This is a genomic window from Microbacterium sp. (assembly GCF_047602155.1).
Lineage (GTDB): Bacteria > Actinomycetota > Actinomycetes > Actinomycetales > Microbacteriaceae > Microbacterium.
The window spans coordinates 2,137,499-2,151,467 of sequence record NZ_JASGHZ010000001.1 but is presented as its reverse complement, the minus strand read 5'-3'; the positions used below and the strand labels follow the sequence as shown (position 1 = coordinate 2,151,467).

Sequence of the window (13,969 nt, the reverse complement as noted above, 5' to 3'; positions counted from 1 at the left end):
CGGCCGGGCGGAGGTGGAACGCAGCGGGCACGTCGCGATGCTAGCGGAGGATTGTTACGCCTCGATGACGAGGGGAACGATCATGGGCCGGCGGCGCAGCGACTGGTTCACCCAGCGCCCGATCGTGCGGCGCACGATCTGCGACAGCGCATGCGCGTCGCGCACTCCGGCCTGCGCGGCCTCGGCGAGCGCGGCGGCGATCTTCGGCTTGACGGCCTCGAACACGGCGTCGTCCTCGGCGAACCCGCGGGCGTGGATCTCGGGCCCCGTGATGATGCGGCCGGTGGCGGCGTCGACCACGACGATGACCGAGATGAAGCCCTCCTCGCCGAGGATGCGGCGGTCTTTGAGGTCGGCATCCGTGATCTCGCCGACGGTCGACCCGTCGACGTACACGAACCCGAGGTCGAGCTGGCCGACGACCCGTGCGACGCCGTCCTTGAGGTCGACGACGGTGCCGTTCTCGCCGATGATCGTGTTCTCCGGCGGGATGCCGGTGTCCTGCGCGAGCCGGGCATTCGCGATGAGGTGCCGGTACTCGCCGTGCACCGGCATGACGTTGCGCGGCTCGAGGATGTTGTAGCAGTAGAGCAGCTCGCCGGCAGCGGCGTGGCCGGAGACGTGCACCTTGGCGTTGCCCTTGTGCACGACGTTCGCACCGAGCTTGGTGAGCCCGTCGATGACCCGGTAGACGGCGTTCTCGTTGCCCGGGATGAGGCTCGACGCGAGGATCACGGTGTCACCCGGGCCCGGCTCGATCGCGTGGTCGAGGTTCGCCATGCGAGAGAGCACCGCCATCGGCTCGCCCTGCGAACCGGTCGACATGTAGACGATCTTGTCGTCGGGCAGGTCCTGCGCCCTCTTGTAGTCGATCAGCACGCCGTCGGGCACGCGCAGGTAGCCGAGTTCCTCGGCGATCGTCATGTTGCGCACCATCGACCGGCCGAGGAACGCGACACGGCGCCCGTGGGCGGCGGCCGCGTCGATCACCTGCTGCACGCGGTGCACATGACTCGAGAAGCTCGCCACGATGACGCGGCGCGGCGCCTTCGCGATGACCTGGTCGAGCACGGGACCGATCGCCCGCTCCGCCGGCGTGAAGCCCGGCACGTCGGCGTTGGTCGAGTCGACGAGGAACAGGTCGACGCCCTCCTCGCCCAGCCGGGCGAAGGCGCGCAGGTCGGTGATGCGGCCATCGAGCGGCAGCTGGTCCATCTTGAAGTCGCCGGTGGCCAGCAGCAGGCTCCCGGGCGTGCGGATGGCGACGGCGAGCGCGTCGGGGATGGAGTGGTTGACCGCGATGAACTCCAGGTCGAACGGACCCACCCGCTCCTGCTGACCCTCCGTCACCGTGAGGGAGTACGGCCGGATGCGGTGCTCCTTGAGCTTCGCCTCGACGAGCGCGAGGGTCAGCTGGGATCCGATCAGCGGGATGTCGCCCTTGAGCCTGAGCAGGTAGGGCACGGCGCCGATGTGGTCTTCGTGGCCGTGCGTGAGCACGAGGCCGACGACGTCGTCGAGGCGGTCGCGAATGGGCTCGAAGTCGGGCAGGATGAGGTCGACGCCGGGCTGGTGCTCTTCCGGGAAGAGCACACCGCAGTCGACGATCAGCAGCTTGCCGTCGTACTCGAAGACGGTCATGTTGCGGCCGACTTCGCCGAGGCCGCCGAGCGGGATCACCCGCACGGCACCCGGCTCGAGGGCGGGCGGGTCGTACACGTTCGACGCCATCAGCGGGTCGTGCCGTGGACCTTGGGCAGCGCGCCGCCGGCGGCGGCGTTGCGGTCGGGCCGGAAGTTCGAGAAGTCGGCGCCTTCGACGCCCTTCACGAGCGCGAGCTCGTCTTCGATGAGCGCGGCCTCCCACTCCTCCGGGCCGACGAGCGGCAGGCGCACGCGCGGGCTGCCGATGCGGCCGAGCCCGTGCAGGATGTACTTCGCGCTCACCGTGCCGGGCACGTGCGTCATGACGGCGCGCACGAGCGGCTCGAGGCGCTGGTGCGCCGCGGTCGCCGCGGCGAGGTCGCCACGGTTGACGGCATCCACGATCACCCGGTAGGGAGCGGCCGTGATGTTGGCGGTCACGCCGATGAGGCCCGCGGCGCCGATCGCGAGGTGCGGCAGCACGTTCGCGTCGTCGCCGGAGAAGTACATCAGGTCGGTCTGGTTGAGTACCCGGCTGACCTCGCTGAAGTCGCCCTTGGCGTCTTTGATGGCGAGGATGTTGGGGTGTTTCGCGAGGCGCAGGATCGTCTCGTACTTGATCGGCACGCCGGTGCGGCCGGGGATGTCGTAGAGGATCACCGGCAGGTCGGTCGCGTCGGCGACGAGCCGGAAGTGCGTGAGGATGCCGGCCTGCGTCGGCTTGTTGTAGTACGGCGTGACGATCATGATGCCGTCGGCGCCGGCCTTCTCGCTCGCCTTGTACAGTTCGATGGCGTGCGCGGTCTCGTTCGAGCCGCCGCCCGTGATGATCTTCGCACGGCCCGCCGCGACGTCCTTGCCGACCTCGACGAGGCGCAGCTTCTCGGCGTCGGTGAGCGTGCTCGTCTCGCCCGTCGTGCCGGTGACGACGATGCCGTCGGCGCCGGCCGTGATGACGTCGTCGATGTGCTTCTCGACGGCGGGCCAGTCCACCTCGCCGTCGGCCGTCATCGGAGTGACCAGCGCGACCAGGACCTGTCCGAAGGGGTTGCCCGTGTGCGTCATGGCTCCAGGCTATCGCCTCGGCCCGCCGCCGCCGGTCTCACCCGTCTCCCCCGACAGCGCCGGCGGGGACGAGGGTGAGGAAGCGATAGCGGATGCCGGTGCGCGAGGTGTGCCAGCCCGCCGCGTCGGCCGGGTCGGCCGCGGCCGGGTCCAGGGCGACGACCGTCCAGCCGTCGCGCGGCGGGGCGTGGGTGTCGCCGGCGACGTCGAGGTCGAGCTCCGTGACCTCCAGCACGTCGGCGCGGGCGATGGCCTCGCGGTAGAGCTGTCCGCCGCCGATGACCCACGCCTCCGGCGCATCGGCGACCAGCGCGAGGGCGTCGTCCAGCGACGCCGCCCGCTCCGCACCCGGTGCGGCCCAGTCGCTCTGCCGCGTGACGACGATGTTGCGCCGCCCGGGCAGGGGACGGAAGCGGTCGGGGAACGACTCCCACGTGCGCCGGCCCATGATCACGGGATGCCCCGTCGTGATGGCACGGAAGTGCGCCAGATCCTCGGGCACATGCCACGGCATGCCGCCGGCGGCGCCGATGACGCCGCCGCGCGCCTCGGCCCAGATCAGCCCGACGCGCATCGCAGGACTCATACTGCGACGGCCGCGCGGATCGCGGGATGGTGCTGGTAGTCCGACACGACGATGTCCTCGAACGTGTAGTCGAAGATCGAATCGGGCCTGCGCGCGAACGACAGCGTCGGGTACGGGTACGGGTCGCGTGAGAGCTGCTCGCGCACCTGCTCGAAGTGGTTGTCGTAGACGTGGCAGTCGCCGCCGGTCCAGACGAAATCGCCGGGCTCGAGCCCGGTCTGCTGCGCGATCATGAGCGTCAGCAGCGCGTACGAGGCGATGTTGAACGGCACGCCCAGGAACATGTCGGCGCTGCGCTGATACAGCTGGCAGGACAGCTTGCCGTCGGCGACGTAGAACTGGAACAGGGCATGACAGGGCGCGAGCGCCATGCGCGGGATGTCGGCCGGGTTCCACGCCGACACGATGAGCCGGCGCGAGTCGGGATCGGCTCGAATCTGCTCGACGACCTGGCTGATCTGGTCGATCTGCTCCCCCGACGGCGCCCCCCACGAGCGCCACTGCACGCCGTACACGGGGCCCAGCTCGCCGTCGGCGTCGGCCCATTCGTCCCAGATCGTCACGCCGTGCTCCTGCAGCCATCGCACGTTCGACTCGCCGCGCAGGAACCACAGCAGCTCGTACACGACCGACTTCAGGTGCACGCGCTTGGTCGTGATCAGGGGGAACCCCTGCGACAGGTCGAACCGGATCTGCCGGCCGAACACGCTCGTCGTGCCGGTGCCCGTGCGGTCGTCCTTGTGCACGCCCTCGGCGAGCACCTCGCGCAGCAGATCCTCGTACGGAGTGGGGATGGTCGTCACGACTGCCACCCTACCCGCGCGCCGAGGGACACGGGCCGTCATATCCGCGGCATCCCGCCCGTGGCGGCGGCGCGCGCGATATCGTGGACGATTGTGAATCTGACGGATGCCGCTCTCCTGCTCGCCGCGCTGCTCGCGGTGACGGTCGGCATCGGCGCGTACCTGCGCTGGCTGCAGAACCGGCCGCGCCGGTATCACCCCTCAGAGGTCGTCGAGCCGCTGCGGCTCGGTGCGACCGAACTGGGCACCGAGGCGACGCTGCTGCAGTTCAGCACCGAGCTGTGCGCCCGCTGCCCCGGCATGCATCGCACCCTGACCGCGATCGCGGACGCGCGGCCCGGGGTCGTGCACCTCGATGTCGATCTGACGCACCGCCCCGACATCGCTCAGCACTTCCACGTGCTGCAGACCCCGACGACGTTCATCCTCGACCGCGACGGCGTCATCCAGACCCGCTTCGGCGGCACGCCCAGCCGCGACGTCATCGAGCTCGAGCTCGCCCGCATCACCTCGGAGGATGCCCGTGTCTGATGCCCCACGGTCTGACGCCCCACCCACCACACTGCGCGGCATCGACCCGCGCGGTCCGCGCGTGGCCGCCGGCATCACCGCCGTGCTGCTGCTCGCCGCCGCCTTCCTCGGGCTCACCGGCGTCTCGGTCGCCCGCTACGGCGCGTCGTTCGGCTGGTTCGCCGACGAGCCGCTGCCGGGTTCGGTTTTCGCTTCGCTGGCAGGTTCGTGGCTGCTGCCCTCGCTCACGATCGCCGAGCGGGCCGCCGACCCGGGATTCCTGCTGCTGCTCGTCGTCGCATTCCTGTTCCTGTGGGGCGTGCTCTCGCCGCGCACGGCGCCGTGGGGCGCGCTGTACCGGTCGGTCGTGCAGCCGCGCCTCGCCCCGCCGAAAGAGCTCGAAGACCCCCGTCCGCCGCGCTTCGCGCAGGGGGTGGGCCTGTTCGTGACCGGGCTCGGCCTCGTGCTGCACCTGCTGGGCGTGCCGCTGGCGCTGCCGATCGCGGCGGGGATGGCGTTCATCGCCGCGTTCCTCAACGCTGTGTTCGGCCTGTGCCTGGGGTGCCAGCTGTACCTCGTGCTGCAGCGTGCCGGCCTCGTGGGCCGCGCGACAGCCTGACGCCCTCCCGCTGCGCCGCCGCGCCGTCTAGGCTCGACACCGGGCGCGAGCGCGCCGCCAGCCGAACGAGGAGGACCGTCATGAGCGTCACGAGCGAAGCCAGCACCGCGTGGAAGGGGAGCCTCGCGGAGGGCTCCGGCGAGGTCGCGTTCGAAAGCTCCAACCAGGGACCGTTCCCGGTCGACTGGAAGGCGCGCAGCGAGGGCTCCACGTCGGTGACGACGCCCGAAGAGCTGCTCGCGGCGGCCCACTCGGCGTGCTTCAGCATGGCGCTCTCGCACGCGCTGACCGGCAACGGCACGCCTCCCGAGAGCATCGAGACGACGGCATCCGTCACCTTCATCCCGGGCACGGGCATCACGGGATCGCACCTGAATGTCAACGCGGTCGTCCCCGGCCTGTCGGCGGAGGAGTTCGCGACCCTCGCCGAGGGTGCCAAAGCGGGCTGCCCGGTGTCGGCGGCGCTCGCGGGCATCGAGATCACGCTCGAGGCGACGCTTGCCTGAAGCCCGCCCGGGTTCACAGCCGGGTCATGTCGTCGTCGCGGGCGCGTCGGGGCTGATCGGCCGGGCGCTGGTGGCATCGCTGCGCGCCGACGGCATCCCCGTCGTGCGGCTCGTACGCCGCGAGGCGCGGGATGCCGATGAGGTCGGCTGGGATCCGGTGCGCACCCGCCTCGACCCCGAGGTGCTGGCGGGAGCGCGCGCCGTCGTGGGGTTGAACGGCGCGACGCTCGGCCGGTTCCCGTGGACGAAGCGCTACCGGCACGACCTCGTCTGGTCGCGCATCGCGCCGACGCAGGCTCTCGCCGCGGCGGTGCGCGCGCTGGGCGACGACGCACCGCAGTTCGTGTCGGCATCCGCCGTGGGCTACTACCCCTCGCGGCGCGGCGCGGTCTTCACCGAGCAGTCGGCGCGCGGCGACGGGTTTCTCGCCGACCTGTGCGGCGAATGGGAGCACGCGGCACGGCAGGGCGCCGGCGACCGGGCGCGCGTCGCACTGCTGCGCACGGCGCCGGTCGTGCACGCCGACGGCGTGCTGAAACCGCTGCTGACGCTCACGCGGCTCGGGGTGTCGGGCCCGATCGGCGGCGGCAGACAGGCGTGGCCGTGGATCTCGCTCGACGACGAGGTGCGGGCGATCCGGCACATCGTCGACCGGGGCCTCACCGGCCCGGTGAACCTCACCGGGCCGCAGCGCGCGACCGCGAACGACCTCGGCTTCGCGCTCGCGGTGCGGATGAACCGCCCCTACCTCGTGCCCGCCCCGGCGTGGGCGCTGCGGGCCGCGCTCGGGCCGGATGGCGCCGACGGGCTGCTCACGAACGACGCGCACGTCGTGCCCGAGGTGCTCACGGCATCCGGGTTCGCGTTCGCGCACCCGACCGTGGAAGACGCCGTCGCGGCCGCCGTGCCCTCAGCGGACTGAGCCGGCCTTCTCCAGCGCGATCGCCGTGCGCACCGCCTGGCGCGCCCGCGTGCGGTCGCCGGCGCCGTCGTAGGCCATGCCGAGGCGGAACCAGGCCCGCCAGTCGTCCGGGTGCTCCTCGACGTCGGTGCGATAGGCCGGGAACAGCGCGTCGGCCTGTGCGCGGTCGGGGCGGCCGCTCTGGCGCACGTCGAGCTCTTCGTCGGGGATGGCACCCTCGGCCTCGAGGAGCTTCGCGAGCCGCTGCGCCGAGATCCCGAATGCCAGTTCGCGCCACAGCGCCCACGCCGCGACGACGGGGAGCACGACCAGCGCTGCGCCCATCGCCACCCCGACCGGCTCGCCCGAGACGAGAAGCAGCCACGCGCGCTGCGCGACGAGGCCGATGTACAGGGCGAGCAGCACCGCCATGACGACGGCGCCGACGCGTGCGTTCATGCGCCGGTGGCGCGGGCGACCTGGCCCGACACGCCGCCCTCGTCGACGGGTGCTTCCGCGGGCGAGGACGCATCCGCGCCGACCTCCGGGCCGAGGCCCAGGTCGATGAGCGCGTCGAGGCCGACGATCACGCCGCGCACGTCGCGAGCGACCGCCAGGCCGACGCGGATGCCGGCGGCATACGCGAGCGCCGGATCGATCGTGTCGTGGACGATCGTGAGCGACTCCCCCGATCCCGACAGGATCGTCTCCTGCCGCGCGACGACCCCGGGCCGGCGCAGCGAGTGGATCGGGATGCTCGCGACCTGCTGGCCGCGGGCGCGCTGGTCGGCGTGCGGCGCGTCGACGGGGCCGACCTCCGAGCGGGCCTGAGCGATGAGCTCGGCCGTGCGTACGGCGGTGCCGCTGGGCGAGTCGACCTTGGTCTCGCGGTGCGTCTCGACGATCTCGATCGACGGGAAGTGCGTCGCCGCGGCGGCCGCCAGCGCGGAGGCGATGACAGAACCCAGCGAGAAGTTCGGGATGAACACCGCGCCGGTGCCGGCGGCATCCACCAGCGGACGCACCAGCGCGATGCGCTCGGCCGACCAGCCCGAGGTGCCCACGAGGACGTTGATGCGCCGCTCGATCGCGGCGCGCACGACGTCGATCGAGACGCCCGGCGTCGAGGCGTCCACGACGAGGTCGGCGCCGTCGAGCTCGCTGAGGTCGCTCGACGAGCCGAGCACGGCGACCACCTCGAAATCGGCGGAGGCCTCGATCACCCCGGCGATGATCCTGCCGAGCTTGCCCGTGCCGCCCACGAGGGCCACTCTCGTCGTCATACCTCAAGCCTAGATGCGGCGCCTGGGTGTCACCCGTCGAGTACCGTGGTCGCGGCACCACGTGCCAATCACAGGGCGGATCGACCATTCCGACGCGGATGAGCAGTCCAGGTGCCGTTTCACCCTGCGTTTGGCACACCCCCGGCGCCTGAGTCGAGTCGGGTGCCGCCCGCTCGGTATGCGCAGGCCTACGCTGGCAGGCATGGTCCGACTCGAACCCGTCGCCGCCGACGCCCCACGCGCGCGGGCGCTGCTGACCGAGTACTTCGCGATGCGGGGCGAGGCGTTCCCGGCCGGGCAGGCCTACACGCCCGTGTTCCCCGCGCCGCCGGTGTTCGACCCGCCGGCGGGCGTGCTCCTCGTCGTCGTGGACGACGAGGGCACCGAGCCGGCCGACGTGGGATGCGGCGGCATCCGACGGATCGACGACTCCCCGGCCGGCATCCGGTACGAGGTGAAGCACCTCTACCTGCAGCCGCGCGCCCGCGGTCGCGGCTGGGGACGGCTGCTGCTGAGCGAGCTCGAAGCCCGGGCCCGCGCGTGGGATGCCGCCGAGCTCGTGCTCGACACCCACCACACCCTCGATGCGGCCGGCGCCCTCTACGCGCGCAGCGGCTTCGTCCCGGTCGCCCGCTACAACGACAACCCCAACGCCACCGTGTGGCTGCGCAAGGCTCTGGGCTAGCGGCCGCCGCGCAGGGCGGTGACCGGCTCGATCCGGGCGGCGCGGCGTGCCGGGAAACCGCCGGCGATCAAGCCCACGACGGCGCCCAGCGCCGCGCCCGCCACCGCGATCCACGGGTCGACGACGGGCGTCCACTGCTGCGCGACGCTCACCCCGACGACGGCGAGCACGGCGACGGCCGACCCGATCAGGCCGCCCAGCAGCCCGATGACGATCGACTCGATGACGAACTGGCCCGCGATCTGCCGGCCCGAGGCGCCGAGCGCCCGCCGCAGGCCGATCTCGGGGATGCGCTCGATGACGTTCAACATCGTGACGTTGGCGATGCCCAGCGCGCCGGCCAGCAGCACGATGCCGCCGAGGATCAGGAAGACGACGTTGACGTCGGCCTGCACGTTCTGCCCCAGCGACGACCCCGCGCGGGGAGCGCTGACGTCGAGACCGGACGGATCGTCGGGCCGCAGCGCGAGCGGCGCCTGCTCGGCGACCTGCGGCCCCGTGCCGGGCTGAATCCGCACCTGCAGGTCGCTGGGAGCGGCGAGCGCGCGGTCGTGCCGCGCGGTGCTCAGCGGCATGACTACGGCATCGAGCAGGTCGCTGCGCGCCTGCAGGTCGTTGTAGATGCCGATGACGGAATACGGCACATCACCGATGAAGATCGCGGGCTGGCCGCCGACGCGGTTGATCCCGAGCCGTTCGGCGGCACGCTCACCGAGCACCACGACGCGATCGGCGCGCGCCTCGTGACCGGAGTCGTACATGCGGCCGGAGATGAGGGTCGCGCCGAGCACGTCGAGCAGCTCCGGGGTCGCCGCGAGGAGTGTCGGCGGGGCCGTCGCCGGCGCGGACGGGTCGTTGACCGGCACGGCGGTCACGGTGTCGGACCCGAGCGCGAGCTCGGCGGTCAAGGCGGCCGCCTCGACGCCGACGAGCCGCTCGACCCGCTCGACCGAGTCCCACGGCAGTCGCGAGGTGGCGGCGCTGCCGCCCCGGGTCTGCGCCTGCTGCGGCTTGACGACCACCTGGGTGGAGGATGCCGCGTCGAACTGCAGCGCGATCTGGTGCGCCGCGGTCTGCGCGAACCCGACCGTGGCGACCAGCGCGCCGATGCCGAGCACCGTGCCCACGATCGTCATGAACAGGCGCCCGGGCCGCGAGCCGATGTCGGCGGTGGCCTCGACGAGCAGATCCTGGAAGGTGAACCGGTCGGCCCGCGGCACGGGGGGCACAAGCGCCGACGTCTCGGACGCCCCCCGTCGCCCCCGGCGTCGCAGCCGCGGCAGGCGCCACCGCCGTGCCATCACGCCACCTCGCTGAGCCGGCCGTCGGCGATGCGCACCGACCGCCCGGCGCGGGCGGCGACCACGGGATCATGCGTGATGACGACGAGCGTCAGACCGTCGGCGCGCAGCTCGTCGAACAGCGCCATCACCTCGTCGGAGGTGGCGGCGTCGAGGTTGCCGGTCGGCTCGTCGGCCAGCAGCACGCTCGGCCGGCTGACGACGGCGCGGGCCACCGCGACCCGCTGGCGCTCCCCGCCGGAGAGCGTCGCGGGCAGGAACTCGGTACGGTGGGCGAGCCCGACCTGGTCGAGCGTGCGCCGCGCGCGCTGCTCACGCTCGGCGCGCGGAACGCCGCTGTAGAGCATGGGCATGAGCACGTTGTCGAGCACGGTGCGGCGCGGCATGAGGTGGAACGACTGGAAGACGAATCCAATGCGCCGCGCGCGCACGGCCGCGCGCTCGTCCTCGCCGAGGCTCCCCACCAGCATGCCGTCGATGCGGTACTCCCCGACCGTCGGGCGATCGAGCAGGCCGAGGATGTTCAGCATCGTCGACTTTCCCGATCCGCTCGGGCCGACGATCGACACGTAGTCGCCGGCATCCACCGTGAAGTTCACGCCTTTCAGCGCCTGCACCTCGGGCGGCCCCGGGAACGACCGCGTGACATCGCGCAGTTCGAGCAGACTCACCCGCCGACCACCACGAGGTCGCCGGCGTCGAGGTCGCCGTCGAGCGGGCTGATCTCGACCTGTCCGCCCGCGGCCAGCCCGGTCTCGACGACCACGAGCCGCGTCTTCGCGTCGGCTCCCTCGCGCGGGTCGGAATCGACGACCTCGACCCGCGCCTCACCGCCGGGGCCGGCCGTCAGCGCCACCACCGGGACGAACAGCACGTCTCCGGAGGTCGCCTCGACGGGGATCGTCACCCGGACGTTGCTCCCCTGCAGCTGCTGTTTCTGTTCCGTCGTCAGCTCCGCGGGCTCCAGCGTCACCGTCCACCGATCGGAACTGGTCTTGCCCGCGGTCAATGCGCTGATCGTCGCGGTGTGCTCATCGCCGTCGGGCAGATCGAACACGGCGGTGTCGCCGACCTTCAGAAGGGTGGCATCGGCCGGTGCGACGGAGCCGGTGAGGGTGATGGTCGCCCCCGACACCGTCATCGCCGCGCCCTGGAGCACCTGGCCGCGGGTGACGTTGACGGCATCGACGCGGCGCGGCAGATCGGTGAGGTAGAGCACCTCGCCGGCGGGGAGCGTCGGCAGGGCGTCCTGCCGGGCCTGAGCGAGGGCGCGCTCGGCGTCGGCGAGCTGCTGGCGCGCGGCATCGACCGCGGCGCGCTGCGACGACGTGTCGGGCGCGGTGTCGAGCTGTGCGCGACGGAGCCTGGCGAGCCCGAGCGCATCTTCCAGATCGGCGACGGCGGCGTTGAACTCGGCGACGGTCTCGCCCTCCCGCGGACCCTGCGTGCGGCGCACGTCGAGCGTCCGCTGGGCGCTCGCGATGGCGTTGTCGGCCTCGCGAATCGCGACCGGGTCGGAGCCCGCGCTGGCCTGCGTCAGCTCGGCGCCTGCGGCGGCGAGCGACTGCTGCGCCCCGCGCACGCCCGCCTCCGCGGCCTGCACGCTCTCTGCCGTGCTCGCCGGCGCCGCCGGGGCCGCGTAGCCCACCTGCGCGTACAGCGCGGTCACCGCATTCGCCGCCTGCGCGTCGAAGACGTCGGATGCCGGATCCCCGGCGTCGATCCCGACCGCGCGCATCGCCTCCTTGAACTGGACCACGTCGGGGCCGCTCATCCCGACCGCGAGGCTGCGGTACGACGGCAGCTGACCGGGGAGCACGATGACCGGCCGCCCCGCGACGGCGAGTGCGACCGACAGCGGGCCGAACGTCGCCCCGACCTCGGGCACGTTGCCGGTGACCACGGCCGGCCCGGACAGGCCCGACGTGTCGATCGTGACCTCCACGGCATCGGCGTAGCCGACCTCGCCGCGGATCGTGACATCGTTGCTGAGCGTGCCGAACTCCACCGGCACCGTCACCAGGCCCGCCTCGGGCGGCTCGCCGGAGGCGGCGGCATCGGCCGGCGACAGCACGAACTTGCCGACGAGGAGCCCCGCGACCAGGCTCAGGACGGCGACCGCCGCCACGATCCACAGCGACCTGTTGCTGCGGAAGACGCGGCCCCACCCCTGGACCCGCGCGAGGTCGACGGCCTCGTCGCCGGGCGCGGCGGCATCCGTCGCCGCGGGCTCGACGGCATCCCCGGAGACGAGGTGGGCGAAATCGTCCCCGTCGTCACTGCGCGCCATTCAGCGGCCCTGCTCCGCCGCAGCCTTGAACGCCTCCAGCTCGGCCTTGTGGTCCTCGATGAACTGCTCTTCGAGGGTACGCTGCACCTTCGCCTGCTGCGCACGGAAGTCGGTCTTCTCGCGGCAGTCGAGGTCTGCCAGTGCCAGGTCGACCTCGGTCTCGGCGAGCTCGGCGAGCTCCGGGTCGTCCTCGACCCACTCGGTCTGGTTCTCGTAGTACGCGTTGAGCTCGTCGGAGATGGAGGTCTGCGCGTCCTCCTGCTTCGCGAAGCCGGGGTAGCCGGCGTCAGCCATGCAGTCGGCCCACTCCTTGTTAAGGGCCGACAGCTCGGGCGCGTTGCCGGCGTCGGTGTACAGCTGGCTGATCGCCTCCATCAGCGGCACGAACTGCTCATCGCTCCACGGGCTGTCACCGTCGACCTCGTGCGAGGCCTTGCCGCTGCAGCCCGCCGTCTCCCAGTTCCACTCGTAGCTGCCGTCCTCGTTCAGCTCTTCTTCGGTCGGGCCGGCACCGTACAGGTCGGCGTAGTAAGCGGTCTGCTCCGACTCGGACAGGCTCATGACGTAGTCCTGATTGGGGTCGGTGTACTCCTCGGTGCCTTCCGTCTCCGTCTCCTCCTGCCCCGGCCAGTTGATCATGCCGTAGCCGTACTGGGCCACCCATTCCCGGTCGTCGGGCTGCCACTCCTCGCCGCTGCTGACGGTGACGGTGTTGTCGACGTTCGGCACGTATTCCCAGCCGAGGTCCGACATGCACGCGGCGGTGATCTCCTCACGCTTCGTGTTCTGCTCGGACCAATACGCCTGCTGCTCCTCCTCGCTGAGGTCGCCGCCCCAGGCGGCGGACAGGTAGGCGTTCAGGGGCGAGTCCTCCTCCGCCGAGCTCTGCGGCGACGATTCACCGCTGCACGCGGTGAGCGGGAGGGCGAGGACGGATGCCGCGGCAAGGGCGATGGCGATGCGGTAACGATTCATGATTCTCCGTAGACGATCGGATTTCCAGCCTGGCGTATCCATAGCGCGCACACATCCTCCGGAAGGCTGATGTGCGGACGCCTTCACTGAAGATGTGTCCGCTGGCGCCGGATCCTTACCGCCAGAGACGCGATCGTTACCGGATCGAGATGCGCGGGCGGGGCTCACACCGGCAGCGACTCGGGCAGCCCCGTGCGTAGCTCCATCGGCAGGTGGGCGAGGTCGTTGTGCGCCACGAGCGTCCACGGCCGTCCCGGACGCTGCCCCAGCACGGTGAGCCCGCAGTGCGCCTGGCTGATCGTCATCCACCGCCACTCCGGAGCATCCAGCACCTCGCGCACGAACCAGGCGATGACGAAATTGTGGGTGATCAGCAGCTCGTGGGTGTCGCCCTTGCGCACCAGGAACTCGGCCACGGCGTCGTCGAGCTGCGCGCGACCGGCCTCGATCTCGGCGGCGGTGTACGACCCGAAGAACGGCTCGTAGACGGCCGGCGTGTCGGGCAGCATCCCGGTGGGGATGCAGTCGAACAGCAGCGCCGACGGCTCCGGCGTCACCGACGGCAGGCGCTCGGCGACGGCGCGGGCGGTCTCGGCGGCGCGTTCCAGCGGCGAATGCCACACGGCGTCCAGCGGCACGCCCGACAGCCGATCGGCCAGCCGCGCCGCCTGGCGCCGGCCGCGGGGCGAGAGCGGGCCGTCTTCGAGCCCGTGCTCGGCGTCGAGGTGCTCGCCATGGCGCACGAGGTAGAGATAGTGCGTCATGTCGTCTCGCCGTCGCTCGCGGGTGGGGGGTCTTTCCA

General features: G+C 71.9%; 16 protein-coding genes. 5 read left to right on the top strand and 11 right to left on the bottom strand.

Annotated elements, in window-relative coordinates:
- Positions 1-54 precede the first annotated feature (54 nt).
- From QM720_RS09710 to QM720_RS09695, 4 genes are read right to left on the bottom strand one after another with little or no spacing between them, the layout of a single operon-like run.
- Complete coding sequence (locus QM720_RS09710) at positions 55-1,731, bottom strand: ribonuclease J (protein ID WP_415126002.1); 1,677 nt, start codon at positions 1,729-1,731, stop codon at positions 55-57.
- The gene (dapA, locus tag QM720_RS09705) at positions 1,731-2,708 is read right to left on the bottom strand and encodes a 4-hydroxy-tetrahydrodipicolinate synthase (protein WP_415126000.1); all 978 of its coding nucleotides are present in this window, start codon (positions 2,706-2,708) and stop codon (positions 1,731-1,733) included. The genes QM720_RS09710 and dapA overlap by 1 nt, the downstream gene beginning before the upstream one ends.
- A gap of 37 nt (positions 2,709-2,745) precedes the next feature.
- Positions 2,746-3,282 carry a dihydrofolate reductase gene (locus QM720_RS09700; protein WP_415125998.1) on the bottom strand — a complete coding sequence of 179 codons (537 nt, stop codon included), beginning with the start codon at positions 3,280-3,282 and terminating at the stop codon, positions 2,746-2,748.
- 8 nt (positions 3,283-3,290) lie between these two features.
- On the bottom strand, positions 3,291-4,139 hold the full coding sequence (locus QM720_RS09695; RefSeq protein ID WP_415125996.1) for a thymidylate synthase: 849 nt from the start codon (positions 4,137-4,139) through the stop codon (positions 3,291-3,293).
- 51 nt (positions 4,140-4,190) lie between these two features.
- On the opposite strand from QM720_RS09695, the gene QM720_RS09690 reads away from it, so the two are divergent.
- From QM720_RS09690 to QM720_RS09675, 4 genes are all read left to right on the top strand, one after another.
- The gene (locus QM720_RS09690) at positions 4,191-4,628 is read left to right on the top strand and encodes a TlpA family protein disulfide reductase (RefSeq protein ID WP_415125994.1); all 438 of its coding nucleotides are present in this window, start codon (positions 4,191-4,193) and stop codon (positions 4,626-4,628) included.
- Complete coding sequence (locus tag QM720_RS09685; RefSeq protein WP_415125992.1) at positions 4,615-5,226, top strand: DUF4395 domain-containing protein; 612 nt, start codon at positions 4,615-4,617, stop codon at positions 5,224-5,226. The genes QM720_RS09690 and QM720_RS09685 overlap by 14 nt, the downstream gene beginning before the upstream one ends.
- Positions 5,227-5,306: 80 nt before the next feature.
- Entirely contained in the window at positions 5,307-5,732 is a 426-nt protein-coding gene (locus QM720_RS09680; RefSeq protein WP_415125990.1) for an OsmC family peroxiredoxin, read from the top strand.
- A complete protein-coding gene (locus QM720_RS09675; RefSeq protein WP_415125988.1) occupies positions 5,725-6,654 on the top strand; it encodes a TIGR01777 family oxidoreductase in 930 nt (309 codons plus the stop codon). Before QM720_RS09680 ends, QM720_RS09675 begins: the two co-directional genes overlap by 8 nt.
- On the opposite strand, the gene QM720_RS09670 is transcribed toward QM720_RS09675, so the two are convergent.
- Complete coding sequence (locus QM720_RS09670) at positions 6,643-7,092, bottom strand: hypothetical protein (protein ID WP_415125986.1); 450 nt, start codon at positions 7,090-7,092, stop codon at positions 6,643-6,645. The two genes, QM720_RS09675 and QM720_RS09670, sit on opposite strands and share 12 nt — an antisense overlap.
- A complete protein-coding gene (locus QM720_RS09665) occupies positions 7,089-7,916 on the bottom strand; it encodes a 4-hydroxy-tetrahydrodipicolinate reductase (protein ID WP_415125984.1) in 828 nt (275 codons plus the stop codon). Before QM720_RS09665 ends, QM720_RS09670 begins: the two co-directional genes overlap by 4 nt.
- 202 nt (positions 7,917-8,118) lie before the next feature.
- Here QM720_RS09665 and QM720_RS09660 point away from each other — a divergent pair, with 202 nt between their 5' ends.
- Positions 8,119-8,601, top strand: a complete 483-nt coding sequence (locus tag QM720_RS09660; protein ID WP_415125982.1) for a GNAT family N-acetyltransferase — start codon at positions 8,119-8,121, stop codon at positions 8,599-8,601.
- Here QM720_RS09660 and QM720_RS09655 read toward each other — a convergent pair.
- The 5 genes from QM720_RS09655 to QM720_RS09635 form a co-directional block, all read right to left on the bottom strand.
- Positions 8,598-9,830, bottom strand: a complete 1,233-nt coding sequence (locus QM720_RS09655) for an ABC transporter permease (protein WP_415125980.1) — start codon at positions 9,828-9,830, stop codon at positions 8,598-8,600. The genes QM720_RS09660 and QM720_RS09655 overlap by 4 nt on opposite strands.
- A 71-nt stretch (positions 9,831-9,901) precedes the next feature.
- A complete protein-coding gene (locus QM720_RS09650) occupies positions 9,902-10,573 on the bottom strand; it encodes an ABC transporter ATP-binding protein (RefSeq protein WP_415125978.1) in 672 nt (223 codons plus the stop codon).
- Positions 10,570-12,192 carry a hypothetical protein gene (locus QM720_RS09645; protein WP_415125976.1) on the bottom strand — a complete coding sequence of 541 codons (1,623 nt, stop codon included), beginning with the start codon at positions 12,190-12,192 and terminating at the stop codon, positions 10,570-10,572. The genes QM720_RS09650 and QM720_RS09645 overlap by 4 nt, the downstream gene beginning before the upstream one ends.
- The gene (locus tag QM720_RS09640) at positions 12,193-13,167 is read right to left on the bottom strand and encodes a hypothetical protein (RefSeq protein WP_415125974.1); all 975 of its coding nucleotides are present in this window, start codon (positions 13,165-13,167) and stop codon (positions 12,193-12,195) included.
- 164 nt (positions 13,168-13,331) lie between these two features.
- On the bottom strand, positions 13,332-13,931 hold the full coding sequence (locus QM720_RS09635) for a histidine phosphatase family protein (protein ID WP_415125972.1): 600 nt from the start codon (positions 13,929-13,931) through the stop codon (positions 13,332-13,334).
- Positions 13,932-13,969: the final 38 nt, after the last annotated feature.